The following is a 26,235-nucleotide window of genomic DNA, read 5'->3' as shown; positions in this document are numbered from 1 at the left end:
ACAATGGCTGACCTGAATCGCACACCACCCGCCCACCGCACAGACATGTATCGGAGCCATTGCCTTTCATGCCCAGCACCACCAGCTCATTCGCACTCACCGGCCGGGCCGCCCACAAGGCCGAGCCTCGGCTGATCGCGAGCGACGAGGACCATTTCGCGGTCATCGAGGAAAGCCTCCGCCAGTCGATCACCACGCTGTCCGAACGCCTCGACGACCTACGCCGGTCTCCCGGAGGCAAGGGCAAGCAGGCCGTCGAACGCGATCTGGAGATCCATCAGGCCACCGCACGGCTGCAGACGTTGCGCCGCTATCGTCTCGATCTCTGCCTCGGCCGATTCGTCACCCGTACTGGTGAGGTCGTCTACGTCGGCCGGGTCGGTCTCACCGACCGCGACGGCCGACAACACCTGGTCGACTGGCGATCGCCGGCCGCCGAACCGTTCTTTGCGGCCACCTACGCGAATCCAATGGGCGTGGTCAGTCGCCGTCGGTATCGCTGGGCGCAGGGACGCGTCGTCGACTATTGGGATGAGGCATTCACCGCCGAGGCCGCTGCAGGGGACGTCACACTCGACGACGACTCGGCCCTCATCGCCGGCCTGAGCGCCGGGCGATCCACGCAGATGCGCGATGTACTGGGCACCATCCAGGCCGATCAGGACGCCATCATCCGCTCCGACTCGGGCGGCACGCTGGTCGTCGACGGCGGTCCGGGCACGGGAAAGACGGTGGTGGCGTTGCATCGGGCCGCCTATCTGCTGTATGCCGATCCCCGACTCTCCGGCAATCGCGGCGGGATTCTCGTCGTCGGCCCGCACGAACCGTATCTGGCGTACGTGGCCGACGTCTTGCCCAGCCTCGGCGAACAGGGTGTGCAGACCTGTACAGTGCGCGATCTCGTCGACGAAGGCGCCGACGCCGTGGACGAGACCGACGACGAGGTCGCACGTCTCAAGGCGTCGCGCCGGTGGATCGAGGCCATCGAGGCCGCCGCACGATGGTACGAGGAGCCGCCGACCGAGCGCTTCGTCGTCGAGACCGCTTGGGACGAAATAGAACTCACCTCCTACGACTGGCGGTCGGTGTTCGACGTCGTCGAGCCGGGAACCCCGCACAACGAGGCGCGCGATCTCGTCTGGGAGGAGTTGGTGGCCCTCGTGGGGAGCCGTCACGGCTCGGAGGTGTCGTCGGCGGCGCTGCGCAGATCCCTTGCGGAGAACGTCGAACTGACCAAGGTCGTCAACCGCGCGTGGCCCCTGTTGCGGGCCGCCGACATCGTCGCAGACCTCTGGGCGGTGCCCGCGTTCCTCCGCATGTGCGCGCCGTGGCTGTCTGCAGACGACCTGCGAAAGCTCCACCGGGACAACCCCTACACCTGGACGACCGCGGACCTACCGCTGCTGGATGCGGCATACAGACGGTTCGGCGACCCCGCGGAGTCGGGCCGCCGACGCCGGCGATCGGCAGCACTGGCAGCGGACCGCGAACGCATGGATCGTGTCGTCGACGACCTCCTGGACTCCAATGCATACGACGACGGAGAAGGTGTGATGACGATGTTGCGCGGAGAGGACCTGCGCAACAGCCTGGTCGACGAGACAGTCGCGCCGGCGGCTGCGCCGGATGCGCTGGCAGGTCCGTTCGCGCACATCATCGTCGACGAGGCGCAGGAACTCACCGATGCGCAATGGCAGATGGTGTTGAGCCGCTGCCCGTCTCGCAGCTTCACCGTGGTCGGCGACCGCGCGCAGGCCCGCCACGGTTTCACCGAGACCTGGCAGGAGCGGCTCGAGCGGGTGGGCCACCGGCAGGTGCGCACCGCCTCGCTGACGATCAATTACCGTACGCCCGAAGAGATCATGGCCGTGGCGGAGCCGGTGATCCGATCCGCGATCGCCGATGCGAACGTACCCACCTCGATACGCAGCAGCGGCATCCCCGTCGTGTACGGAGATGCCGCTGCGCGTGATTCGGTTCTCGATTCCTGGTCGGATGATCACCACGAGGGGATCGCCTGTGTCATAGGCGATCCCGACTTCGAGGAGCGTTACCGCGTACGGTCACTGTCTCCGTCGGATGCCAAAGGCCTCGAGTTCGATCTCGTGGTGCTCGTCGACCCCGAGGCCTTCGGGTCCGGGATCGAGGGCGCTGTCGATCGTTACGTCGCGATGACTCGCGCTACCCAGGAGTTGGTGATACTCAGTACGCCGAGTTGACGTTGTCCATCGAGCCGTAGCGGTGTGCCGCGTAGTTGCAGGCGGCGACGATGTTGGAGACCGGGTCCCACACGTCGAACTTCGTGCCTTCAACGTGGTAGGCGGCGAAGGTCGGGTCGATCACCTGCAGCAGACCCTTGGACGGGATTCCGGCTGCGGCGTTCGAATCGTAGAGGTTGATGGCCTGCGGGTTGCCGGTCGACTCGCGCATGATGTTGCGGTGGATGCCCTCGTAGCTGGCCGGGATGTGGTTGGCCTTCAGGATGTCCAGCGACTGCCGGATCCAACCGTCGAGGTTGTCCGGGTACACCGGCCGCGGTGCGGGCGCGGGCGTCGCGATGGGCTTGGGCGCCTCGGCAACCGGTTCGACCGCAGGCTTCTCGGCGGGCTTGTCGGCCGGCGCGATGGTCACGTCTTTCTTGGTGTCCTGCTTCGCGTCGTCGGCCTTGTGCATCGCGGCCGGGGTGGGATTCTCGGCCTGTGCGGGCTCGGCGACACTGATCGCGCCAGCCGCGATCACGCCGGCCAGTGCGACCGACGATGCGCCGACCGCGTATGCGGTGCGAGTACGGGACATGCGGGTCCGGGCATGCCGGAACGATTTCGAAACTGCAAACATGAGACTGCTTTTCCTGATTGTTCGGCCGAACGGCGCGGCCGGCAGCACACAACGCCCGACGTGTGGGCACACACTCGGGTGAATGCGTTGTGGCTGACATGGACTTGTTGACGAAAGGGACAGCGCCCTCCCCGACGCATGGCGCAATGGATCCCCAACCGATGTCAGAGTCCGGGGCGGTAACCGCTCAGGCGGCCGCTGTGGCGGCGATGGCCTCTACGACCGCAGCGAGACCGCGGGTTGCCCATGCGGGATGAATCCGCATAGCTATACTCGACTTTCTCGTGCTGCTGCAGAACGTGGTCTGCTTCGTGACAGGTCACAGATTGATATACCTACCTGAGAGAAACCCCTGTCAATCCTGAGTAAATCCTGAGAGGGCGTCCGGATCGCGTATTTGCAATCGCAAGCAATGGGACTTGACCAGGGACTTTGGACCATTTGCCACCGTGACTGGTATCACACAGATTGTTCTCCGCGTAACGCCTCCGCAGCCGTTCTGTTACCGAATTCGACGATGATCGCATCAACCGACGAGTACTGGCATCGTGGAGTCCATGGCTTCAGTCGATGATCTTCACGGCAATCCGCACGTCGATCGCTACCTCGAGACGAACGGCGACGAGGGTTACGAATGGAACGGCACTCAGATCCTCATCCTGTTCACCATCGGACGGAAGTCCGGCGAGCAGCGTCGTCACGCGCTGATCTTCCGCACCTGGGGCGAGAACGCCTACCTGGTGGTCGCGTCGAAGGGTGGGACCGACGCACCACCGGCGTGGTACGTCAACCTCCAGGCGAATCCCGAGGCCGAGATCCAGGTGAAGGGAGAGCGGTTCCCCGTGCGCGCCCGCGTGGCGTCCGACGACGAGAAGTCGGCCATGTGGGCCCGGATGACCGAGGTGTGGCCCGACTACGACGACTATCAGACCAAGACGTCCCGGGTCATCCCGGTCGTCGTGCTCGAACGGGCCTGAGGTTCACCGAGACGGACACATCACGATCTTGCCGTGGGTGTGGCCGTCCTCCACCCGACGCAGGCCGTCGATGAGTTGGTCTGGGCCGATCTCCTCGGACACCGTGGGCGCGAGATCTCCTGCAACGACCATCGCCACCACGTCGCGCAGTTCACCGGCATCCATGCGCGACGGCACCGTGGTGACCCGCTGCCGGACGATCTTGTCGGTGAGGCCCGCGGCGGCGAGCGTGCCGACGGCACCGAAGACCTTTCCCGGGGAGCCACCACCGTTGACCACGAGCGTGCCGCGGTCGGTGAGCAATCGACGCATCGACGCGATCCGATGATTGCAGACGTTGTCGAGGGCCACGTCGAATCGATCGGTCGACGTCGTCAGTGGCGATCGGGTGTGGTCGACGACCTCCGACGCTCCGCACCGCCGGACCAGATCCGCCCCGGCCGCGCTGCACACCCCGGTCACCGTCGCACCGAGGTGGCGAGCAACCTGCACGGCCATCGACCCCACACCACCGGCTGCCCCGTTGACGAGGACGCGCTGGCCGGGCTCGACCCGGGCCACGTCTCGTATGGCACGCACCGCAGTCGTCGCCGCGGTGGGCAGGGACGCCGCATCGACCGCTGACAAGGACTTGGGCCGTCGTACGACGTGTCCGTCTCCGGCGACGGCGAGCTCGGCGAACGCGCCGTCGCAGTAGCCGACGACCGGGTCCCCCACCGACACCGTGTCGACCCCTGATCCGATCGCGACAACCGTTCCGGCAGCGTCGATCCCGGCAATGATGCGACGTGGTCGGCGCCACCCCATCGCGGCCCGCGCGATCCACGGGTCACCGCGCAGATAGTGCCAGTCCGCCGGGTTGAGCGAGGCCGCCTCCACGCGAAGGACAACCTGTCCCGGCCCGGGGGCGGGATCGGGCAGATCGACGCATCGGAGATCGTCGGGTGGACCGTAGTGATCGTTGACGAATGCTCTCATCGCCGGGCTCCTACCTCGTCGTCAGATCAGTGTGCGAGCGAATCCGGCCCGGGGCAAGCAGTCCATCGCCGGCTCACGACGGGGGCATCGGATGTGTCGGCCGGGTAGCGTCGGGGATCGAGACATCGACGACCACGACTGACAGACAAGGACATCTATGTCGGCGAGATCGATTCTGGCGTGGGCATCGGCGGGCGCGCTGTCTGCCAACATCGTTCCCCATCTGGCGCATGCCGTGTCCGGCTCGCCCTTTCCCACCCCGTTCGCCGATCCCCCCGGCCGTGGAGACTCCTCGCCGATGCTCAATGCAGTGTGGGCGGGGGTGAATGCCGCGGGCACAGCCGCCCTGATCTATGCACAGCGCACCGGGGCCCGCGACCGGCGATCCTGGCTCGCGGCAGGGGCAGGTGCCACGATCGCTGGGGTCGGGGTGCGCGCCTACTTCCGCAGCCTGGACCGCTGACGCCATCCGGCCCTCAGATGTGATGTTGGTCGTCGACGACCCGAATGACTGGATTCAGCCCGGCACTCGGTGCCACTATCGAAGGTATGCGCGGCTTCTCGGGACGGACTCGGATGACCAGGTCATCCGGGTGGACCCCACGCCGCCGGACGCTTGCCTCGTTGGTCAGTCGTAATCCGCTGATCCGGCGGGTCGACCGCATCGAGGCCCTGATGGTCTGCCTCGCATTCGCGCTCGCGCTGGTCGCCATCCCGTTGGCCGTCTCGGTGCAGGGCGGGATGTACGACTCCCGCATGAAGGCGATGAGCGAGCAGGCCCAGACGATCCACCCGGTCCAGGCGACTGCCGTCGACAACAGCTCCGGGTTCGTGAGCGAGGGCCAGAACGGTGGGCTCGTCACCGCGCGCTGGACGTACCGGTCGGTGCCCCACACCGAAACCGTGCACGTCGACGATGTGAGCACCGAGCGCGGTGATCGATTCACCGTGTGGGTCGACGACAACGGGGCCTCGACCCATGCGCCCATCACCGCTTCGGACGCCCGGCTCGGCGCCGTCGTGGTGGGCATCGCCTTCTACGCGGCGATGATCGCGGTCTGCTTCCTCCTCGTCATGGCGGTGCGCAAGATCGGTGACCGCTTCCGTCGTCGCGGGTGGGATACCGACCTCGCCCTGCTCACCGGCAGTGGAGACGGCCGACTCCGCAGGCACTGACACGCGCCTCGCGGCGTGGCGACGCCGATCCGTATCGAGAGCGGCGTCGACTGTTCTGCGTACGAACAGCATTCGCATGCCCTTACAGACGATGGCGATGACGTCGTTTCCTCCGTCAGCGTCGACCGTGGCCTAGCCTGGAGACCAGCCATCGGGCTCGACGGGGAGGACGGACCATCATGACCACTGCCTACGATTTCACCGCCAAGGACATCGACGGGAACGATGTCGATCTGGGCGACTATCGCGGCCGACCACTGCTCATCGTGAACACTGCATCGAAATGCGGTTTCACACCCCAGTACCAAGGTCTCGAGGAACTCAGTCGCACTTATGCCGAAAGCGGCCTCGTGGTCCTGGGCTTTCCGTGCGACCAGTTCGCCCACCAGGAACCGGGCGACGACGAAGAGATCAAGAACTTCTGCTCGCTGACCTACGACGTCACCTTCCCGATGTTCGCGAAGATCGAGGTCAACGGCGACGACGCCCATCCGCTCTATCGATGGCTGCGCCAACAGAAGTCGGGCGTCCTGGGCAACCGAATCAAGTGGAACTTCACCAAGTTCCTCGTCGACCGGTCCGGTGCGGTGGTCGACCGGTTCGCACCGACGGTGAAGCCGGAGAAACTCACCGGCGACATCGACAAGGTTCTCTGAGGTCGACCGCGCCGATCTCGTCGGCCCGGACTCGGGCTCGACAGGATCGGCACGGCCCAGGCTGTCGCTGCCCGGCCGCCCTTCCGGTCAATGACGATGCGGCCCAGGACGATTCACCGGGCCGCATCGAAGTTCGTGCTATGTGGCGTTTGCCAGCGTCTCCAGATTGCTGGTGGAGTCGATGTACTCCTGCACCCACCGTTCGATGACGGCCGAGGTCTTCTCCACCTTCTGGAACTGGCCGACCACCTGTCCGACCGGGTTGAACGCGACGTCGACCGTCTGGTCGGGGTACTTGTGCGTCGCGGCGACGGCCATGCCGGAAACCATGTACTGCAACGGCATTCCCAGCGGGTCCGGATTCTCCGGGTTCTCCCATGCCTCGGTCCAGTCATTGCGGAGCATGCGGCACGGCTTGCCCGTGAACGACCGGCTGCGCACCGTGTCACGGCTACCGGCCTCCACGTAGGCCGCCTGCTGCACGGGCGTGTTCTCGGCTTCTTCCACCATCAGCCACTGCGAACCGCTCCACGCACCCTGCGCACCGAGAGCCAACGCTGCTGCGATCTGCTGACCACTGCCGATACCTCCTGCGGCCAGCACCGGACGCGGGGCGACCTCCTTGACGACCTGCGGCCACAGCACGATCGACCCGACCTCACCGCAGTGGCCACCGCCCTCGCCACCCTGCGCGATGATGATGTCGACATCGGCATCGGCGTGCTTGCGAGCCTGCTGGGGCGATCCGCACAGGGCCGCCACCTTGCGCCCCGCGGCGTGGATCTTCTCGATCATGTCGACGGGCGGCGTGCCCAACGCGTTCGCGATCAGGCTGACCTTGGGATGCTGCAATGCGATCTCCACCTGCGGGGTCGCGGTGGCCTCGGTCCAGCCGAGCAGTTGCAGGGAGTTGTCGTCGCCTTCGCTCAGCGGAACTCCGTGGTCGAGCAGCAGCTTGCGCCCGAAATCCAGGGTCTCCGGCGGGACCATCGACTGGAGCATCTTGGTGAGCTCCTCGGCCGACATGTCGGCGTCCATGCCCTCGTACTTGTTCGGGATCACGATGTCGACACCGTAGGGATGGTCACCGATGTGCTCGTCGATCCAGTCGAGCTCGATCTCGAGTTGCTCCGGGGTGAAGCCGACCGCGCCGAGCACGCCGAACCCGCCGGCCTTGCTGACAGCGACCACCACGTCGCGGCAGTGGGTGAACGCGAAGATCGGGAACTCGATACCGAGCTCATCGCAGATCGGGGTGTGCATGCAGGCTCCTCAATCACCGGCGACAGAATTAGAACGTGTTCTAATCTAGATACCGGAAACCCCGGCCCGGAACAAGTCCGCACCGATCACCGTGCACGCAACCGCCCCGTTCACACCGGCCTCCGCCGCGTCGACACGGTGGCGGCGTAGGACATCGGCACCGCCGTCGACCGGCAACTTCGCGACCCGGTCCACCCGGTCTTAACCCGGAGTCTGCGTCGGATCGGCACCCCGTTCACGGGCGTTGCCTAGCGTTCGCCGTCATGGACGACGGCACGCGAGCGATTGTCGAGGCGCTCGAGGGAGAGCTCCTACGCCTCGAAGCGGATGCGAAACTCCCGAGCGAACCGACCCTGATGCGACGGTTCGGGGTCACGCGGCACGTCGTCCGCAAGGCACTGGCCCAACTCGAGGCCCGGTTCCTGGTGCGACGGGTCCAAGGCGCCGGGACCTTTGTGAACAGCCGCCTCGACTACGTGCTGTCGTCGGGGATACCGCCGTCACTGCACGAGACCTTCGCCCGTGCCGGCGGCGTGATGCGCACCTTTGTGGTCGACGCCTCCGAACAACCCGTACCGGCCGACGTGGCCGCTCGCCTCGGACCGGAGGTCAGCGACACCAGCCTGCGCCTGATCCGGGTGGGTTACCTGGGCGACGAACTCGTCAGCTACGTCAACGAGTGGGTCTCGCCGCGGGTGCTCCCCGAAGTGGAGGTGCGCCTGCGTGCATACGAGTCGCTCACCGAATTGTTCCGGGCCGCAGGCGCCAACCCGGTCCGGAGCTGGACGCGCGTCGTTCCGGACCTGACACCCGAACCCATGCTCACCCATCTGCCCATGCACGAACCGGTCCCCGCGTGGCGTATCGACACGTTCACCAAGGACGGACACGACGGTCAGCCTCTGATGGTCAGCAGCGGTTGGATGCGTCAAGACCGCGTGTGCATCTCGGTGGAATACGAGCATCGGCAGTGCTGACGCAAGTTGTTGCGCAACTTCCGAGAGAGTTCACGGCAGTTCTCGCAGACATTCGTGACCGTGTCGGTCCGGGGCCAGACGGCGACGTGAGCGTGTACCCGGTAACACGCCGCATCCGCGGCGGCTCGTTCTCACACCCAGGATGGAAACCCCATGTTCACTCGTAGTTCCTCGCGTGCCGCGCTGACAGCGATCGCGGTGGCAGGATTGCTGGCCCTGTCCGGTTGTTCGGGATCTGATTCCGGCGGCGACAGCGCAGAACCCGACACCCTCACGTTCGCCTCGATCCCGGAGGAGAACGCCAGCGGCATCGCCGAGAAGACGAAGGCCGTGGTCGCTGCGCTGGAGAAGCAACTCGGTGTGAAGGTCGAGACGCAGCAGGCCACGAGCTACGCCGCGGTCATCGAGGCATTGCGTGCCGGTCAGGTGGACATCGCCGCGCTGGGCCCGTTCTCCTACACGGTGGCCAAGGACAGCGATGCAGGCGTAGAACCGGTCGGCGCGCCCGCCGACTCACCGGACGAAGCACCCACCTACCGCTCGTACGCGGTCACCAAGCCGGGTAGCGGTATCAACTCGCTGCGCGACATGGCAGGCAAGAAGGTCTGTTTCGTCGATCCCACGTCGACATCCGGGTACCTGTTCCCCTCCGCGGGACTGCTCAAGGTGGGGATCAACCCGGACACGGGTGTCACACCGGTCTTCGCCGGCGGCCACGACGCATCGGCGCTGTCGGTGCTCAACGGGACGTGCGATGCAGGTTTCGCCTACGACACGATGATCGACCAGCAGCTTCCCGATTCAGGTCAGCTCCCGGCCGGCGCCCTCCGGGTGATCTGGAAGTCCGACGACATCCCCAAGTCGCCGACCGTGGTCAGCACGAAACTCCCGAAAGACATGCAGGACAAGATCACCAGGGTGTTCCAGCAGGACATCAACCGGCCTGCCCTGGTGAAACTCGGCATCTGTTCCACCGAGGACGACTGCTCGCTGCCCGAGGACGTGAAGTACGGGTACATCCCCGTGCAGGACTCCGCCTACGACGGAATACGACAGGTCTGCGACGTCACGAAGTCGAAATCCTGCGTGGCCTGACATCAACCAGGGGCGGGCGCCGAACGGTGCCCGCCCCTTGCCATGAGGGAGAAAGGACCAGACATGGCGAACGCCATCACGATCCGGCGGTCCAAAACCGCCACGGCACAGCCGATCACACATGATCGCGTCGATCAGGGCGTGCAACTGCGCGGGGTGACCCGGACTTTCGGGTCGGTGACCGCGCTGAACGACGTCACGGTCGACTTCGTCCCGGGCAAGATCAACGTGCTGCTGGGGTTGTCCGGCTCCGGGAAATCCACGCTGCTGCGCAGCATCAACGGGTTACAGCCACCGAGCCGGGGCCAGGTGCACACACTCGGCGTGCCGGTGCACACCGCAGGCGCCAAGGATCTGCGTCGGCTCCGCTCGCGTGTCGGCATGATCTTCCAGCACTTCCACCTGGTCGGTTCGATGTCGGTGCTGGAGAACGTATGCACCGGGCGCCTGGGGACGTTGCGCGGGCCGCGACTCGGATTGTTCACCTATCCCCGGTCCACCAAAGAGGCCGCGATGACGCATCTGGCACGAGTCGGGCTGGCTGACAAGGCCTTCCAGCGCGCCGACACTCTTTCCGGTGGCCAGCAGCAACGCGTCGCGATAGCTCGCGCCCTGATCCAGGAACCCGCGCTGCTGCTGGCCGACGAGCCGGTCGCATCTCTGGACCCCGTCTCGTCGATCAGTGTGATGGAACTGCTGCGCGACATCTCCCGCGAGCTCGGCCTGACGGTGGTGTGCAGCCTCCATCAGGTCGACATCGCCATGGATTTCGGTGACCGCATCACCGGGCTCGATTCCGGGCGAGTCGTGCTCGACCGTCCGATGAGCGGTCTGGACCGTGACGAGGTCTTCCAGATCTACCGCAGCACGGGATATCCCGCGCTCACCTCCAGCGGGGCCTGAGACGATGACGTCCGCGCTGCTCGAGCAGACCGGTCAGACGGCGCCACCACCACCGCGTCGCCCCCGCCCTCGGGCCTCGACGACGGCGGCCGCTGCCGTCCTGCTGGCACTGCTGGCCGCCGGCATCTGGTCATTCGTCGATCTCGGCATCGACGTTGCCGCATTCGTCACCGGAGCAGAGAACGCCGCATCGTTCATCGCCCGCATGGTGCCGCTGGACTTCCCCCCGCTCGGCGAGACCATATCGCTGATGGCACAGACACTTTCCATCGTCACCGTGGCGACGGTGCTGTCGGTGGTCCTCGGATTGCCACTGGCCCTGGCAGCCGCCTCGACAACCGCGACACATCGGTGGAGCCGGTGGTCGTCGCGGTCCTTCATCGTCGTCATGCGCGCGATCCCCGACCTCGTGATGGCCGTCGTCTTCTTTCGCTGGTTCGGGCTCGGTGCCGTGCCCGGCATCCTGGCGATGGGACTGCATTCGATCGGCATGGTGGGAAAGTTGTACGCCGACGCGATCGAGGATCTCGATCACGGCCCGATGGAGGCCCTCCGCACCGCAGGTGCCAGTCGACGACAACAGATCGTCTCCGGCATCCTGCCACTGCTGCTACCGCAACTCACGGCGACCGCGCTGCACCGCTTCGACATCAACCTGCGGGCGTCGGTGGTCCTCGGTTACGTCGGTGTCGGTGGGCTCGGCATGGCGCTGGCCGAGGCGCTCAACACGATGGACTACCAACGCGGCATGGCGCTGGCCTTCATCGTCCTCGTGATGTGCATGGTCGTCGAGATGATCTCGGGGGCCGCCCGCAGATCGTTGCTCGGACGGTCACCGGAGCGCCGCCGAGGGCTTCTTGGACTGATGGATCGGATGGCGGACGGATGGGTGACCCGGCCCGTCGCGACCCATGAACCGCAACATCTGTCGTCCGGACGGATCCGCACCGCGCCCCCGTGGGATGCAGAGCGTATCCGGCGCACCGCGGCGGTCGCCGTCACCGCGCTCATCATCGCGCTCGCGGTGCTCGGTTCCGAGATCGATCCGGGCTCCCTGGTCGGAAGTCTCGCTCACATCGGCGATACGCTGGGCCTGTTCTGGCCACCGAGCGCCGCGGGCTCGTGGGACGACCTGGTGCAGGCGATGCTCATGACGATCCAGATCGGCCTGGCGGCAACGCTCATCGGTGTGGTGATCGCGGTGCCGATCGGTGCGCTCGCAGCCCGCAATGTCGCGCCGAACGCCGTCATCGCCAACATCTTCCGATCGCTCATCGTCGTCGTGCGCGCCTTTCCCGAGCTGATCCTCGCGATCATCCTCATCGTCATGATGGGTCTCGGCCCGGTGCCGGGTGCCATCGCGTTGGGGGTCGGATCGGTCGGCCTACTCGGAAAACTCGTCGCCGACTCGATCGAGGAGACCGACATCCGGGTCCAGGACGCCGTACACGCAACAGGCGCCTCGCGTATGCAGGTCCACATGGCGGCCACCGTGCGACAGGCGTTGCCCGCGCTGGTGGCCCACGTGCTGTACCAACTCGATGTCAACATCCGCTCGGCCACGTTGCTCGGCATCGTCGGCGCCGGCGGCATCGGCTATTACCTGTTGAACGCCAACCGGGTTCAGCAGTTCCAGACAGTGACACTCATCCTGCTGATGATTCTCGCGGTGGTTCTCGCACTGGAGATCGTGTCGGCATGGATCCGACGCGTCGTCGCGTAAGGCGTTGCCCTGCGGCGATTGTGTGACAAGTCGCCCGCAGTTTGCCTACCGGTTCACCGGACGTCAACCACGACGACGAGGTCGATGCACATACGGGGAGGACCGTAGACCACATGAACACCACCGAAACACTGCAGGAGCGCAGACGGCGTTCGGCGCGGGCGCTGTCACGCGCATCCCGCACCGAGTTGTCCGAGTTGTGGCGTAGCTGGCCGGATCCGCCCGAGGTGCACCATCTCCGGGCATCCGAGACCGGGTTGGTGATGGTCCAGGGGCGAATTGGAGGCGGCGGCGAGCGCTTCAATCTCGGCGAGGCCACGGTCACCCGGGCCACCGTGCGGGTGAGCCAGACGGGAACCGAGTCGGTCGGCTCCGCCTACGTGCTCGGCAGCGATCCCGAACATGCCGAACTCGCAGCGATATTCGACGCCATGCTGTGCTCCCCACTCGGCGACACCGTGCTGCGCGACGTCGTGGCACCACTCGAGCACCGACAGACAGCCCGCGACACCGAGCATCATGCACAGGCTCGCAGCACCGTGGTGGAGTTCTTCACCGCGGCCCGGGAGAACTCCGGCGACGACGAGGAGGACGACGAATGACCTCCACGTCGGATGCGGTGTACACGCGAGGATTCCACACCCCGGTGTCGGACGCCCAGCACGTGTTCCGCAGTGTCCTCGACGCCATGGCCCGCCCGACCACACCGCACCCGGTGCACGTCGATCTCGCCCCGCCGCCCCCACTCGGGACTGTCGCCGCAGCCGTGGTGCTGACGCTGTGCGACGAGCACACCCCACTGTGGCTGGACACGCCGCTGCGTTCGAACGATCTGGTGGCACAGTGGATTCGATTCCACACCGGCGCACCGGTGGTCGACGATGCCGCGGCTGCCTCCTTCGCACTGGCCTCCGGTCCCCAACATGCACCGGCCCTGGACGATCTCGATGCCGGCAGCGACATGTCGCCGCACGCCTCCGCCACGCTGATCATCGACATCCGCGACACCGCAGGGTCCCAGGCGCCCCTGGTCGCCACCGGGCCGGGCGTGCCGGGCGCAGTCACCTGGGACGGTCGCGGCCTGCCGCCCGGGATGCTGTCCTATCGCGCCGACCACGAATCGGCTTTCCCCCAGGGGATCGACCTGATCCTCGCCGATCACGAATCGGTGTCCGCGCTGCCGCGCACGACTCGCCTGGAATCGCTCGAGACCAGATCGGAGAACGTCTGATGTATGTCGCTGTCAAGGGTGGCGAGAAAGCCATCGCCAACGCCCACAGGCTCCTTGCCGCCCGGGGGCGTGGGTCGACGGATCTCCCGGCTGTCGCACACCAACAGATCCGCGACCAACTGGGCGTTCTGGTTGCACGCGTCATGGCGGAGGGATCGCTCCACGACCCTGACCTCGCGGCCAAGGCGTTGGTACAGGCCCAAGGTGACGTCATCGAGGCGGTGACATTGCTCCGTTCCTACCGCACCACCCTGCCCCGCTTCGGGGTGACCGATGCGGTCGACACCGGGGCCCTGCCCACCGACCGACGGGTGTCTGCGACCTTCAAGGACATCCCCGGCGGCCAACAGCTCGGCGCCACATTCGATTACACGCACCGATTGCTGGCCGATGATCCGGCCGCCGGTGCGACCGCCGTGGTGACCGACGACGAGACAGTCCACGAGCCCATGCCCCGGGTGACCGACGTTCTCGGCGCAGGCGCACTCGTCGAACCCGAACGACCTGCGGGAGAGTGGGACGATCCGGAGCCCGACGATCTGACGCGAGAGCCGACCCTGTTCCCGATGACCCGCGCCGGCCGACTGCAGGCCCTCACCCGCGGCGACGAGGGATTCCTGTTGGCTCTCGGCTACTCCACCCAACGTGGGTTCGGCAACAATCATCCGTTCGCCGGCGAGATCAGGATCGGCGAGGTCGAAGTCGAGTTCCTCGCACCCGAGATCGGGTACGCCCTCCCTATCGGACGGATCGAACTGACCGAATGCCAGATGGTCAATCAGTTCGTCGGCGGCCAGGATCAACCGCCGCAGTTCACCCGCGGGTACGGCCTCGTCTTCGGCCGCTCCGAACGCAAGGCGATGTCCATGGCGCTCGTCGACCGCGCCCTGCGGGCAGACGAGTTCGGCGAACGCACCGAATCGCCCGCACAGGACGAGGAATTCGTGATCAGCCACGCCGACAACGTGCAGGCCGCCGGATTCGTCGAGCATCTCAAACTCCCGCACTACGTCGATTTCCAGGCCGAACTCATGATGCTGCGCGGTCTGCGTCGCGACTTCGACCGACGTCACCGAACCCCGGCCACACCCACGCCCACCGAGAGCGACCAGGAGGTTCTGTCGTGACCGAGCCACGCATCGTGTACAACGAGGGTTACCTCGACGAGCAGACGAAACGCGTTGTGCGCCGATCGCTGTTGAAGGCGGTGGCCATCCCGGGCTTCCAGGTGCCCTTCGCCTCCCGCGAGGTCCCCATGCCCCGTGGCTGGGGCACCGGGGGTGTCCAGGTGACCGCGTCGGTGATCGGCTCCGCGGACACGCTCAAGGTGATCGACCAGGGCGCCGACGACACCACCAACGCCGTCTCGATCCGTCAGTTCTTCGAGAAGGTGGCCGACGTCGCGACCACCACGCACACGGCCGAGGCGACGGTCATCCAGACGCGCCACCGCATCCCCGAGACGGACCTCCGCGACGGGCAGATCATTGTTTATCAAGTGCCACAACCGGAACCGCTGCGGTCGTTGGAGCCGCGTGAGACCGAGACCCGTCGTCTGCACGCTCTCGAGGAATACGGGTTGATGTTCGTCCGGCTCTACGAGGACATCGCCCGCTACGGTCGCATCGCGCGGACCTACGACTACCCGGTGCTGGTCAACGGCCGCTACGTGATGGCACCCTCACCGATCCCGAGCTTCGACAATCCCAAGATGGACCAGAGCCCGGCATTGCAGCTGTTCGGTGCCGGTCGAGAGAAACGGATCTACGCGGTCCCTCCCTACACCGACGTGCAGAGCCTCGGATTCGAGGATCACCCTTTCGAACCACAGCGGTTCGAAACCCCTTGCGAGATCTGCGGATCACGCAACGTGTACCTCGACGAGGTGATCCTCGACGACCAGGGCGGCGCCATGTACGTGTGTTCAGACACCGACCACTGTGAGGGCGCCTCCGCGGATCGGACCGCCACCGACGACAACGAAGAGGTCGACGCATGAACGCCGAGATGCCACTGCTGAGTGTCACGGACGCAGGTCACCGCTACGGCTCCCGATTCGGTTGTCGAGGAGTGGGTTTCGACCTCTGGCCGGGCGAGGTACTCGCCGTTGTGGGCGAGTCGGGGTCGGGCAAATCCACCCTGATGGGGATGCTCGCCCAGCAACTGTCCACCGACGAGGGCAGCGTCCGCTACCGGATCGACGACGCACTGACCGACCTCTCGTCACGCAGCGATCGCGAGATACGGCGGCTGTGGCGCACCGAGTGGGGGTTCGTCCATCAGGATGCCGCCGACGGACTGCGCATGCATGTCAGCGCGGGCGGCAACGTGGGCGAGCCACTGATGGCCAACGGCTGGCGCCATTACGGACGCATCAGGGAGCGCGCAGGACAGTGGCTCGAACGCGTCGAGATCCCGCTGGAGCGCATGGACGACACACCGGCAACCTTCTCCGGCGGCATGCGACAGCGCGTGCAGATCGCCCGCAATCTCGTGTTCGGTCCCCGGCTGGTGTTCATGGATGAACCGACGAGCGGGTTGGACGTATCGGTCCAGGCACGGTTGCTCGATCTCATCCGTTCACTGGTCGCCGATCTCGGGTTGGCCGTGGTGATCGTGACGCACGACCTCGCCGTCGCACGCCTCATCTCGCATCGCACCCTCGTGATGAAAGACGGCGGGATCATCGAGCAGGGTCTCACCGACCGCGTGCTCGAAGACCCGCAGACCCCCTACACACAACTACTCGTGTCCTCGATTCTGCAGGGCTGAACGGATGACCAGCATGATGGATGACGACCTGGCACTCGAACTCGTCGACGTCGCCAAGACCTTCACATTGCATCTCCAAGGAGGACAACGGCTTCCCGTGCTTCGCAACGTGGACGTCGCGGTCCCGCGAGGCGCCTGCGTCGTCCTGGGCGGCGAGTCGGGTGCGGGAAAGAGCACCATCCTCAAGATGGTGTACGGCAGCTACGGCGCCGACCGTGGACAGATTCTGATACGTCGCGGCGACCGCATCCTCGACCTGGTGACCGCGCAACCGCGCGAGATCATCGCCGCCCGTCGCGACTCCGTGGGATATGTCAGCCAGTTCCTGCGCGCGGTCCCCCGCGTGAGTGCCCTGGACGTGGTCGCCGAACCGCTCATCGAGCGCGGAGCGTCCGACGAAGACGCCGGACGTGATGCCGCGGAACTGTTGGAACGCTTGGGTATTCCGCGCCGCCTGTGGGACCTGCCACCGGCGACCTTCTCCGGTGGCGAACAGCAGCGCGTGAACATCGCCCGCGGTTTCGTCGCCGAACGGCCCCTGCTGCTGCTGGACGAGCCGACCGCATCGTTGGATGCCGCCAACCGTGCGGTCGTCATCGAACTGATCCGGGAACGCCTTGCTCGTGGGGTCGGCATGCTGGCGATCTTCCATGACGCCACGGTCCGCGAAGAGGTCGCCGACATGATCGTCGACGTCACGGGGTTCTCTCCGGACCCGGCGCGGGTGTCGGCAGGGGCCGTGGCATGACCCGGTATGCGGTGTATGCGATACCCGGCATCGACGTCGGCGCGACGGAGCCGGCAGCAGCATTGCGCAGGGCAGCCGATGCCTGGTTGGCGAGGGCCGAACTCCATGACGTCACCACCGACGCCCGGCGCTACGGATTCCACGGCACGATCAAGGCACCGTTCCGTCCGGCCGCGGGGGTGAGCGAGCACATGATCGTCGATGCGGTCGCCGATCTGGCCGACGCGCAACGACAGGTGACGCTGCACTCGTTGCGGCCCACGGCCATCGGCGCCTTCCGCGCGTTGGTGCCGTCAGGACCGACCGCGGACATCGACGCCCTCGCCGCCGAGGTCGTGTGCGGACTCGACCATCTGCGTGCGCCACTCGACGACGTCGATCGCGCGCGGCGGCGTCCCGATCGACTGTCCTCGCGCCAACGACAGTTGCTCGAGGCGTGGGGGTATCCCTACGTGCTCGATGAGTTCCGATTTCACATGACGCTCACCGATCGGTTGTCGGCCGCCCGTGCACCGGCCGTCGATGCGGCGATCGGGCGCCATTTCGCCGAGATCGTCGGATGCGACGTCGCGCTCACCTCGCTCACGGTCTGCGTCGAGCCCGAACCCGGTCATCCCTTCCGACCGTTGTCCACCCACCCGCTGCCGGCCACCGCGGCCGCACCCACCTCGTAGAGAAGGACCGATGACTGCCTCAGAGATGATCCTCCGGAATGCGCGAATCGTGCTGTCGGATGACGTGATCCACGGTTCGGTACGTGTCGTCGACGGAGTCATCACCGACGTCTCCGCGGGTACGTCGACCAGCGCGGGCGAGGACCTCGACGGCGACTACCTGCTCCCCGGCGTCGTCGAACTCCACACCGATCAGGTGGAGAGCCATTACCAGCCGCGGCCACAACGCTTCTGGGCTCCGGTGCCCGCCGTCGTCGCACACGATGCCCAGATGGCCGCCTCCGGCGTGACGACGGTTCTGGACGCATTGCGTATCGGCAGCGGCCCCGGGGACACGACGATCAGTCGGGACGCCGGCACGCTGGCCGGCGCCGTCACGCACGCGCAGACGGCGGGGTTGCTGCGTGCCGAGCATTTCATCCACCTGCGCTGTGAGGTGGGGACTCCCGATGTCCTCGATGCGTTCGACGAACTCGGTACGCACGAGCGGGTGCGTCTGGTCTCCCTGATGGACCACACACCCGGCCAACGGCAGTACGCCGACATCGAGGCCTTCCGCACCTACATGGTCGGCAAGCACCGGCTCAGCCCCGAGGGTTTCGACGCCCACGTCGCCCAGTTGCACACGCGGGCCGAGCAGTACTCCGACACCAATCGAGTGGCGCTGGCGGCGCGGGCCCGCGATCGCGGGATCACCATCGCCGCGCACGACGACGCCACGGCCGACCACGTCGCCGAGTCGTCAGCGCTCGGTGTGCGCATCTCCGAGTTCCCCACCACTCTCGTGGCCGCCGACGCCGCTCGCGCGGCCGGGCAGGTGGTGGTGATGGGTGCCCCGAATGTTGTTCGAGGGGGATCACATTCGGGGAACGTCGCCGCGACCGACCTGGTCGCGGCCGGTCTTCTCGACGTACTGTCGAGCGATTATGTGCCGTCGAGTCCTCTGCAGGCCGCGTTCTCGCTGACCGACAGTGGCGCGCTGTCGCTGCCGGAAAGCGTCGCGCTGGTGAGCGCCAACCCCGCTGCGGCCGTCGGGCTCGACGACCGCGGCATCGTGGCACCAGGTCGGCGCGCCGACCTGGTGCGGGTCCACCTACACCAGGCGCAGGTGGCCGAAGGGGTGGGACCGGTCGACCAGGTGCCGATCGTGCGCGGTGTGTGGCGGACGGGACGGCGGGTGTCGTGACCGGCGTGTTCGTCGCCGTCGTCGGGCCCAGTGGGGCCGGTAAGGACTCGGTGATCGATGTTGCGCGCGAACAGCTCGCGGATGTTCCCGGCGTGGTGTTCCCGCGCCGGGTGATCACCCGTCCCGAAGGTCCCGGTGAAGACCATGTGGCCGTGAGCGACTCCGAGTTCGCCGCGCTTGACGACGCAGGGGCCTTCGCGCTCTCCTGGCGGGCGCACGCCCTGCGGTACGGGATCGGCACCGACACCGCGGACCGGGTCGCGGCCGGCGCCGTCGCCGTGGTCAACGTTTCCCGCACCGTGCTCGGCGATCTGCCACATCGGTTCCCACGGTTCGCCGTCGTGCGGGTCACGGTGTCCGAGGAGGTACGCCGGGACCGTCTGGCACAGCGCGGACGCGAGGACGTCGATGCCGCCGCCGCACGGTTGACGCGCCCCGATCCCGCACCCGACCATGCCGTCGATCTGGAGATCGTCAACGATGGCACGGTCGAGGAGGCCGGCACGCGACTCCTGGGTTTCCTGCGCACCCACCTCGCGACAGCAACCGAAAACCCCGCCACAGCAACCAGATTTCCCGCGACAGCAACCGATGCCTCCCCGTAAGCGCGCCGGAGGCCGCACGATGACGATCTAGTCGTAGACGATCAACCCGCGGATATTGGTGCCCGCACGCAGATCTGCGATCGCCAGATTGATGTCCTCGAGGCCGTACCGAGTGGTGACCAATTCCTCCAGTTTCAACGCGCCACGCATATACAGGTCCAGCAACATCGGGATGTCGTTGCGCGGTGCGCACGAACCGAACAGCGCTCCCTGCAATCGCTTTCCCGACATCGTCAGGCTGAGCAGATCGATGCTGATCTCAGTCTGCAACGCGGGCGCAGCCGACGTACACACCATGACGCCCCCCTTGCGCACGAGGGCGTGCATGCCCTGGATCAGTTTGCCGTCCGCAACCCCCACCGTGAAGATGGCCCGATCGGCCAGACGCCCGTTGGTGATCTCTTCGACGAGTGCGAGAGCCTCCATCGCATCCGCGGCGGTGTGGGTGGCACCGAATTCGATCGCCTTCTCACGCTTGAACGGGATTGGGTCGACCGCGACGATCTGTGTGGCGCCGGCGAACTTCGCGCCCTACCGCGTTCATGCCGACTCCGCCAACCCCGAAGACCACCACAGTGTCGCCGATCTGTGTTTCGGCGGCGTAGACGGCAGAACCCCATCCGGTCGGCACTCCGCATCCGACCAATGCGGCGATGTCGAGCGGAATCGCCTTGTCGATCTTGATCACCGAGTCGATCGGCGCGACCACATAGGGGCTGAAGGTACCCAAGAAGCACATCGCCCCGACTCCCTGGCCACGAGCGTGAATCCGATGATCGCCATCAAGGGTGACGCCACCCAAAACGCCGGCTCCGAGGTCACAGAGGTTCTGTTCGCCTGCGACACAAGGCTTGCACTTTCCACAGGCAGGCAGGAAAGAGAAGACGACATGATCGCCGACGGCGAGATCCGTAACACCTGAACCGACTTGCTCCACGATGCCTGCGCCCTCGTGGCCGCCGAGCAGTGGCGCCCAGTCCAGAGGGATGTCGCCGGTATCGACGTGATCGTCAGAGTGGCAGATACCGGTGGCCGCCAAGCGCACGAGGACTTCGCGGTCCTGCGGATCGTCGATCTCTATGTCCTCGACCGACCATCCGGACTTCGTCCCGGGCTCCCACAAGAGCGCTCCCCTGGTTTTCATACAGCGACTCCTCGATTCCAACTGTGATACCCGTTACATTTGTCTATCATTGCAATGATTGAAAGGCAACGCTGGAACCATTCAGGTTGCCGCACACGTCACGTTTTCCGCCCCGTTGTCGACACGGCCGCACGCAGCTGGATCGTCAACTCGCAAGCCTGAATCCGGAGATCCCATGACCGCAAACGCCGTGCTACTCGCCTTCGTCCGGCCCGCCGACACCTCGGACGAGCAGGAGCTCAACCGCTGGTACGACGAGATACACATCCCGCAGTTGATCGAACGTGTTCCCGGCGTATTGGGCGCCCGCCGCTACCGGATCGATGCGGATCAGGGCGCCGAGACACCGGCGCCCGCCAACCCATACCTCGCCATCTACGAGATCGACCCCGACGATGTTTCTGGAACAGTCGACCGCATCAACGCGGCACTCGCCGACGGCACGCTCGAGATGACCACGGCCATCGACCTGGAGTCGGCCCCACCGGTCATGCATGTGTTCCGACCGGTGTGACCCCTCAGCCGACGTCCTCGGCACCGTCACGCGAACTTTCAGCCCGGATCCGGTTGCCCCACGGCCACAGCGATCGTCCGCACTGCGCCGTTCGCGTCGTTCCTCGCAGCGACATATCGTGCTGCAGCGAGGATCTCGGGAGGAGCGACCGCACGAGCACAGATCCGACGCCTGCGTCGAGTGGCGCCACGTGGAGCATCTCGTCGCCTCGGGCGACCACGGACCCGTTTTCGGCGATCACCACGAGGCCGGGCACCGCATGCCCCAGCTGATCCGGCAGAGTCGCCGCCTGCCGGCCGCTCGCGAGACCGAACACGATGCCGCGGCGAGTGAGTTCGTCGAGCAGAGGCCACAGCGAGTCCGGAGTCCGCTTGGACTCGTCGAGCAGGGTGCCGTCCATGTCGGTGACGATGAGTCGGAGGTCGGTGGGCACGCGCGGGATCGGAATGGTCATCGGGCCCATCCTCGGCAGAGCCGCACGAGTCAAGCACTCCGCTCCGTCGCGGGCCCGGCACATCGCCCCGATGAGTTCCGTCGCCCGTCGGAGTCGACCTGATCAGGAGGCGATGACAATGGATCTGTTCGCCGGGATCGCGGTCAGCGACCTGTCCAGGGCGGCCGCCTGGTTCGAGCGACTACTGGGTGATGTCGAGTCGTTCGACCCCAATGACGTCGAACGCGTATGGACGGTCACCGAGCACGGTCATCTGTATGCGGTGGTCGCGCCCGAAGACGCCGGCCATGGTCGCGTGACCTTGTTCCTCGATGACCTGGACGGATTCCTGTCGGCGGCCGCAGACCGTGGCGTCGAACCGCAATCTCAGGAGACCTACGACAACGGGGTCCGGAAGGTCGTCTTCCGCGACCCGGACGGCAACGAGATCGGGGTGGGTGGCGGTCCGGACTGATCACTCGCCGGGTTGACGCTCAGCCCGCGGTCATTGCGTGTCGTCGGCAGAACGGAGTCGACGGAGGATGCCATCCACCAACGCGGACGGTGACACGTCAGCGTCCACGGTGATGCCGGGTTCGTCGGCGGCCAGTGGTTCGAGCGCCAGGAATTGGGAGTCGACGAGCGATTCGGGCATGAAGTGGTGATCGCTGCGCTCACGTACCCGCACCCGGACGACGTCGATCGGTACCAAGAGATGCACGAAGAGGATCCGATCATCGAGACTGCGCAGGACGTCGCGGTACGGCCGACGAAGGCTCGAGCATGCCAGCACCGGGCGCTGCCCGCGCTCCCGTTCGGTGTGCAGCCACCTCGCCAATCGCGTCAACCAAGGTAGCCGATCGGCGTCGGTGAGAGGGATCCCGGCGGCCATCTTTTCTCGGTTCGTCTCGCTGTGGAAGTCGTCGGCGTCGGCGAAAGCCGCCCCGAGGCGCGCCGCCAACAGTTCACCGACCAAAGACTTGCCGCATCCCGACACACCCATCACGACGATGGCCGGCCCCGGATACTCATGGACAACGAACGACACCCGTCAACGGTGATCCATGTGCTTTCGTCGTGCAACAAGGGCATACGGACACCGGCCGACGAGTGGCCGCCTCCGATCGACCCCAGTCCGCCCTGCTCGTGGAGGGCCGCCGTCTGGAGCACCCCCGTTAGTCTCGATATCCACCCTGCCTGCGGTTTGAGACGCATACGAATGATCGTCTCGCGTCCATGCTACGGTCGAGACGAGCGTCTGGGCGCGTGATCTCGGACGCCTGAAGGAGCGGATCGATGACCATTCCCACGCGACATCCAGACCAACCGTGTGCGATCCCGATCGGTATCCGCGCCTTCGCGCTCGCACTCGGGCTCCAACCGCCCACCGATGCCGAGTTCCGCAGACTCGGTGAATGCCTGACCGTCGGCGACGAGCCGGCCGATCGCCTGGTGGACTGGATGTCGGCGACCGGGATGGCCACCACGAGACCGCTCTTCGAGCGCGCCCTCGTGCATGGGGTGGACAGCATCCCCGACGCGCCCGAGCCCTTGGTCGAGTTCTTTTCCTTGGTCGAGGCCACTCCCCAATGGGTCGACCGGCGCCGACTCGAGGTCGCCGGTCAGGTGATGCGTAGCGGCGGCGCCGACGGGCTGTACGTCGCCCGAGACGTGGCCCTCCTCGGTGGCTATATGTTCGCGGGGTTCAATCAGACGCTGTTGCGAACTGGCGCACTCGAGAAGGGTTCCAACCAGCGGTTCGCCGAGACCTCGCAATGGGCCACCGACGTCATCTCCGAAGGTGGGCTGGACCGAGGTGGCGCCGGCTACTGTTCGACATTGCGCGTCCGCCTCATCCACTCGATGGTCCGTAAACATGTGGCCGCCCTGCCTGATTGGGATGCCGACGCGTTCGGTCTACCGATCAACCAGACGGACATGGCCGCCACCATCGTCGGCGCACTGGTCGCACCGTCGGTCGGCGGCGTCGGGCTGGGACTGATCAATCGGCCCAGCGAATACGGGGCCGTGGCACATCTGACCCGATACGTCGGTTGGCTGATGGGCATCGACGACGAGTTCCTACCGACCGACTTCCGCGACTGCATCCGAGTGCTTTACCACACGTCTCTGGCGCTCTCGACGCCCGACGAGACCACCCGTCAACTCTCGTTGCCCATGGTCGAGGACCCTCTGGCATGGCACTACGACCGGTTCCCGACCATCCGACGACGCCTCGCCCGTGCTCAGCATCTGGGGATCACCAGCGCATTCCTCGGGCCGGGCGGGATGCGTTCACTCGGACTTCCTGCCTTCAGCCTGCCCTGGTATCCGGTAGTTCGATTGCCCGTCAATCTCGTCGAATCCATCGCGGCGATGACGCTTCCCGGCGGACGCCGTCGAGCCGCCGACCGCGGTGAACGACGGAGTCAGCGCTTCATGCGCACCATGGTCTCCGACGGCGCGGCGATTGGCGCCGCGGCCAACCACATCACCGGGCACGCTGCCTGAGGACGCTCTCCGCGGTCGGTCACAGCGTTGCATGTGTAACCCCGCAGCAATTGGGGCCCGTGCTCCCTCTGCCGCGGGCGTCGCCCGGACGCCGACGGCCACTTACGGCTCAGCCGTGGCATACCGAGCAGCGAAGGTACGGACTGCCTCCTCGACCACCTGCGCGGTACGTTCGGAGCTCACCTCCCAGCCCGGCACCAGGAGCGCGGGCCAGAACACGTAGTTGGAGATCATGCCCAAGAACTGGGTTGCCGCGAGATCCACGTCGTCGATCCGCACCGTTCCCGCATCGTGCTCGGCCAAGAGGTAGCTGCGTAGGGACTCGAAGTACGGCATCTTGCCGTTCGAGAATTGCGCGTCGGCCAGCTCCGGAAACCGCGGCAGCTCTGCGATGACGATCCTGAACAGATCGCTCATCTGGGCGCGGCCCAACAACGCTGCGTACCTGCGGCCGATGACGCCGAGCCCCCTGACGACATCCCCTGCCGGCGGAGCCTCCTCCTCGTCAGCTGTCGACCACGACTCCGTCACGATCGCGTCGAACAAGGCAGCCTTGCTCGGGAACTGCTTGAACAAGGTTGCCCGCGATACTCCCGAGCACTCCGCGATACGCGCCAAGGAGGTCCGGTCGTACCCGAGCTCGAGAAACAATTCCGTCGCAGCCTGCACGATCAGCGCGCGCTTCTCTTCGGCCACCCGCTGGTGATACGTCGTCACGGAACTGCTCATCGACTCAGCATACGAGGTGAGTGGCTTGACTCACCTCGTATGCCGTCCTAGCCTCGGAGTGGCGAGTCACGCGGCTCACCACTTGCGCACCCCATCTCCGCCCACCGTGCCCATGTAACGAAGGAACAACTGATGCCGCGCTTCGACAACCAGACCGTACTCATCACCGGCGGGACCGGCGGCCAGGGAACGAGCCACGTACGCGCCTTTCACGCGGAAGGAGCAAACGTGATGATCGGTGGCCTCGACGAGGAACGCGGCGCCGATCTCGCGGATGAGCTCGGCGCCCGCGTTCGATTCATTCGGCTCGACGTCACCGACCAGAGCTCGTGGTCTGCTGCGGTCATGGCCGCCGAGAACACCTTCGGCGGCCTGAACGTACTCGTCAACAACGCCGGAGTGCAGAACCCGCCCGCACCGATCGAACACACAGACCAGGCCACGTGGTCGCGCATACTGGACATCAATCTGACGGGGAGCTTCCTCGGGATCAAGGTCGCAGCCCCGGCCCTGCGCCGCGCAGCCGGCGGTTCCATCGTCAACATCGCCTCGATCATGGGTATGGGCGGTACGGCGCACTATGCGCCGTACGTTGCCAGCAAGTGGGCCGTGCGGGGACTCACGCAAACGGCAGCGCTCGAACTCGGACGCGACCAGATCCGGGTGAACACGATCCATCCCGGCGTGATCTCCACGCCGTTCATCCACCAACCGGCGGTGGGCGCCACCTCGGCGATCGCCGACTTCTACTCCCCTGATCCGTTCGCGATCCCTCGGCTCGGAGACCCCGACGATGTCAGCCGTCTTCTGCTGTTCCTCACGTCATCAGAAGCGTCGTTCATCACCGGATCCGAATACGTCATCGACGGCGGACTGTTCCTCGGCCCCGCACTCCAGTCCGAGCCGGTATGAGTACCGGACACGACGAGCGATTCGAGTTCACCACGCCTAGAACCGGTGAGGCGACTCGAGCGAAATGGGTCTGGATATGACTCTGGCCCGGTATTCGATGGTGGTCGAATACCGGGCCGGGTCGTGTATATGAGTGTGGCCCCCGAATCGGTGATTCGGGGGCCACACTCGTACGTTGTGTTCGGCGGTG

Annotated in this window: 28 protein-coding genes and 1 pseudogene; 22 read left to right on the top strand and 7 right to left on the bottom strand. The window is 66.0% G+C overall.

The genetic code is table 11. The features are described 5' to 3' along the window. The first annotated feature begins 68 nt into the window (after positions 1-68). Positions 69-2,219 carry an RNA polymerase recycling motor ATPase HelR gene (gene helR / locus AAFP35_RS00145; protein WP_419219482.1) on the top strand — a complete coding sequence of 717 codons (2,151 nt, stop codon included), beginning with the start codon at positions 69-71 and terminating at the stop codon, positions 2,217-2,219. Here helR and AAFP35_RS00140 read toward each other — a convergent pair. Beyond that, the gene (locus AAFP35_RS00140; RefSeq protein ID WP_419219481.1) at positions 2,203-2,796 is read right to left on the bottom strand and encodes a transglycosylase SLT domain-containing protein; all 594 of its coding nucleotides are present in this window, start codon (positions 2,794-2,796) and stop codon (positions 2,203-2,205) included. The genes helR and AAFP35_RS00140 overlap by 17 nt on opposite strands. Before the next feature lie 599 nt (positions 2,797-3,395). Here AAFP35_RS00140 and AAFP35_RS00135 point away from each other — a divergent pair. Next, entirely contained in the window at positions 3,396-3,815 is a 420-nt protein-coding gene (locus AAFP35_RS00135; protein WP_419219480.1) for a nitroreductase family deazaflavin-dependent oxidoreductase, read from the top strand. A 3-nt stretch (positions 3,816-3,818) separates the two neighbouring features. Here AAFP35_RS00135 and AAFP35_RS00130 read toward each other — a convergent pair whose 3' ends face one another. Further along, positions 3,819-4,793: an NAD(P)-dependent alcohol dehydrogenase gene (locus tag AAFP35_RS00130; protein ID WP_419219479.1), complete on the bottom strand. Its 975-nt coding sequence runs from the start codon at positions 4,791-4,793 to the stop codon at positions 3,819-3,821. A gap of 157 nt (positions 4,794-4,950) precedes the next feature. Here AAFP35_RS00130 and AAFP35_RS00125 point away from each other — a divergent pair, with 157 nt between their 5' ends. From AAFP35_RS00125 to AAFP35_RS00115, 3 genes are all read left to right on the top strand, one after another. Continuing rightward, positions 4,951-5,256, top strand: a complete 306-nt coding sequence (locus AAFP35_RS00125) for a hypothetical protein (RefSeq protein ID WP_419219478.1) — start codon at positions 4,951-4,953, stop codon at positions 5,254-5,256. 113 nt (positions 5,257-5,369) lie between these two features. Beyond that, on the top strand, positions 5,370-5,969 hold the full coding sequence (locus AAFP35_RS00120) for a hypothetical protein (protein ID WP_419219477.1): 600 nt from the start codon (positions 5,370-5,372) through the stop codon (positions 5,967-5,969). A gap of 179 nt (positions 5,970-6,148) precedes the next feature. Next, positions 6,149-6,625, top strand: a complete 477-nt coding sequence (locus AAFP35_RS00115; RefSeq protein WP_419219475.1) for a glutathione peroxidase — start codon at positions 6,149-6,151, stop codon at positions 6,623-6,625. Between the two features lie 138 nt (positions 6,626-6,763). Here the strand turns inward: AAFP35_RS00115 and AAFP35_RS00110 are convergent, their stop codons facing one another. Then, complete coding sequence (locus tag AAFP35_RS00110) at positions 6,764-7,888, bottom strand: nitronate monooxygenase (protein WP_419219474.1); 1,125 nt, start codon at positions 7,886-7,888, stop codon at positions 6,764-6,766. Between the two features lie 263 nt (positions 7,889-8,151). Here AAFP35_RS00110 and AAFP35_RS00105 point away from each other — a divergent pair, with 263 nt between their 5' ends. From AAFP35_RS00105 to phnN, 13 genes are all read left to right on the top strand, one after another. After that, positions 8,152-8,865 carry a GntR family transcriptional regulator gene (locus AAFP35_RS00105; RefSeq protein ID WP_419219473.1) on the top strand — a complete coding sequence of 238 codons (714 nt, stop codon included), beginning with the start codon at positions 8,152-8,154 and terminating at the stop codon, positions 8,863-8,865. Positions 8,866-9,018: 153 nt separating this feature from the next. Continuing rightward, a complete protein-coding gene (locus AAFP35_RS00100; RefSeq protein ID WP_419219472.1) occupies positions 9,019-9,960 on the top strand; it encodes a phosphate/phosphite/phosphonate ABC transporter substrate-binding protein in 942 nt (313 codons plus the stop codon). A 63-nt stretch (positions 9,961-10,023) separates the two neighbouring features. After that, positions 10,024-10,863, top strand: a complete 840-nt coding sequence (gene phnC, locus AAFP35_RS00095) for a phosphonate ABC transporter ATP-binding protein (RefSeq protein WP_419219471.1) — start codon at positions 10,024-10,026, stop codon at positions 10,861-10,863. 4 nt (positions 10,864-10,867) lie between these two features. Beyond that, complete coding sequence (phnE, locus tag AAFP35_RS00090; RefSeq protein WP_419219470.1) at positions 10,868-12,586, top strand: phosphonate ABC transporter, permease protein PhnE; 1,719 nt, start codon at positions 10,868-10,870, stop codon at positions 12,584-12,586. Between the two features lie 113 nt (positions 12,587-12,699). Beyond that, positions 12,700-13,188, top strand: coding sequence for a phosphonate C-P lyase system protein PhnG (gene phnG, locus AAFP35_RS00085; protein WP_419219469.1), 489 nt, complete (start codon positions 12,700-12,702; stop codon positions 13,186-13,188). After that, a complete protein-coding gene (phnH, locus tag AAFP35_RS00080; RefSeq protein ID WP_419219468.1) occupies positions 13,185-13,817 on the top strand; it encodes a phosphonate C-P lyase system protein PhnH in 633 nt (210 codons plus the stop codon). Before phnG ends, phnH begins: the two co-directional genes overlap by 4 nt. Then, the gene (locus AAFP35_RS00075; RefSeq protein WP_419219467.1) at positions 13,817-14,944 is read left to right on the top strand and encodes a carbon-phosphorus lyase complex subunit PhnI; all 1,128 of its coding nucleotides are present in this window, start codon (positions 13,817-13,819) and stop codon (positions 14,942-14,944) included. Before phnH ends, AAFP35_RS00075 begins: the two co-directional genes overlap by 1 nt. Beyond that, positions 14,941-15,816, top strand: a complete 876-nt coding sequence (locus AAFP35_RS00070; RefSeq protein WP_419219466.1) for an alpha-D-ribose 1-methylphosphonate 5-phosphate C-P-lyase PhnJ — start codon at positions 14,941-14,943, stop codon at positions 15,814-15,816. The genes AAFP35_RS00075 and AAFP35_RS00070 overlap by 4 nt, the downstream gene beginning before the upstream one ends. Further along, on the top strand, positions 15,813-16,589 hold the full coding sequence (phnK, locus tag AAFP35_RS00065; RefSeq protein WP_419219465.1) for a phosphonate C-P lyase system protein PhnK: 777 nt from the start codon (positions 15,813-15,815) through the stop codon (positions 16,587-16,589). Before AAFP35_RS00070 ends, phnK begins: the two co-directional genes overlap by 4 nt. Before the next feature lie 13 nt (positions 16,590-16,602). Next, positions 16,603-17,337 (top strand): phosphonate C-P lyase system protein PhnL, encoded by a 735-nt coding sequence (phnL, locus tag AAFP35_RS00060; protein ID WP_419219464.1) that lies wholly within the window; start codon positions 16,603-16,605, stop codon positions 17,335-17,337. Beyond that, the gene (locus AAFP35_RS00055) at positions 17,334-18,011 is read left to right on the top strand and encodes a DUF1045 domain-containing protein (RefSeq protein ID WP_419219463.1); all 678 of its coding nucleotides are present in this window, start codon (positions 17,334-17,336) and stop codon (positions 18,009-18,011) included. The genes phnL and AAFP35_RS00055 overlap by 4 nt, the downstream gene beginning before the upstream one ends. Before the next feature lie 10 nt (positions 18,012-18,021). Beyond that, a complete protein-coding gene (locus AAFP35_RS00050; protein WP_419219462.1) occupies positions 18,022-19,197 on the top strand; it encodes an alpha-D-ribose 1-methylphosphonate 5-triphosphate diphosphatase in 1,176 nt (391 codons plus the stop codon). Continuing rightward, positions 19,194-19,802: a phosphonate metabolism protein/1,5-bisphosphokinase (PRPP-forming) PhnN gene (gene phnN / locus AAFP35_RS00045; protein WP_419219461.1), complete on the top strand. Its 609-nt coding sequence runs from the start codon at positions 19,194-19,196 to the stop codon at positions 19,800-19,802. Before AAFP35_RS00050 ends, phnN begins: the two co-directional genes overlap by 4 nt. A 27-nt stretch (positions 19,803-19,829) precedes the next feature. Here the strand turns inward: phnN and AAFP35_RS00040 are convergent. Further along, positions 19,830-20,946 (bottom strand): annotated as a pseudogene (locus AAFP35_RS00040) (NDMA-dependent alcohol dehydrogenase). Positions 20,947-21,121: 175 nt separating this feature from the next. Here AAFP35_RS00040 and AAFP35_RS00035 point away from each other — a divergent pair. Beyond that, positions 21,122-21,460, top strand: coding sequence for a hypothetical protein (locus AAFP35_RS00035; RefSeq protein ID WP_419219460.1), 339 nt, complete (start codon positions 21,122-21,124; stop codon positions 21,458-21,460). Between the two features lie 4 nt (positions 21,461-21,464). On the opposite strand, the gene AAFP35_RS00030 is transcribed toward AAFP35_RS00035, so the two are convergent. Continuing rightward, entirely contained in the window at positions 21,465-21,914 is a 450-nt protein-coding gene (locus AAFP35_RS00030) for an HAD hydrolase family protein (RefSeq protein ID WP_419219459.1), read from the bottom strand. Positions 21,915-22,026: 112 nt separating this feature from the next. On the opposite strand from AAFP35_RS00030, the gene AAFP35_RS00025 reads away from it, so the two are divergent. Next, positions 22,027-22,368 (top strand): VOC family protein, encoded by a 342-nt coding sequence (locus tag AAFP35_RS00025; RefSeq protein WP_419219458.1) that lies wholly within the window; start codon positions 22,027-22,029, stop codon positions 22,366-22,368. A gap of 30 nt (positions 22,369-22,398) precedes the next feature. On the opposite strand, the gene AAFP35_RS00020 is transcribed toward AAFP35_RS00025, so the two are convergent. Next, on the bottom strand, positions 22,399-22,941 hold the full coding sequence (locus AAFP35_RS00020) for a gluconokinase (RefSeq protein WP_419219457.1): 543 nt from the start codon (positions 22,939-22,941) through the stop codon (positions 22,399-22,401). 248 nt (positions 22,942-23,189) lie between these two features. Between AAFP35_RS00020 and AAFP35_RS00015 the strand changes: the two genes are divergently transcribed. Further along, on the top strand, positions 23,190-24,404 hold the full coding sequence (locus AAFP35_RS00015; protein WP_419219456.1) for an oxygenase MpaB family protein: 1,215 nt from the start codon (positions 23,190-23,192) through the stop codon (positions 24,402-24,404). A gap of 102 nt (positions 24,405-24,506) precedes the next feature. On the opposite strand, the gene AAFP35_RS00010 is transcribed toward AAFP35_RS00015, so the two are convergent. Then, on the bottom strand, positions 24,507-25,133 hold the full coding sequence (locus AAFP35_RS00010) for a TetR/AcrR family transcriptional regulator (RefSeq protein WP_419219455.1): 627 nt from the start codon (positions 25,131-25,133) through the stop codon (positions 24,507-24,509). Positions 25,134-25,265: 132 nt separating this feature from the next. On the opposite strand from AAFP35_RS00010, the gene AAFP35_RS00005 reads away from it, so the two are divergent. Next, the gene (locus tag AAFP35_RS00005; RefSeq protein WP_419219454.1) at positions 25,266-26,045 is read left to right on the top strand and encodes an SDR family oxidoreductase; all 780 of its coding nucleotides are present in this window, start codon (positions 25,266-25,268) and stop codon (positions 26,043-26,045) included. The last annotated feature ends 190 nt before the right edge of the window (positions 26,046-26,235 follow it).

The organism is Gordonia sp. CPCC 206044 (assembly GCF_048537895.1).
Lineage (GTDB): Bacteria > Actinomycetota > Actinomycetes > Mycobacteriales > Mycobacteriaceae > Gordonia.
This window is presented reverse-complemented; position numbering and strand designations above follow the sequence as displayed.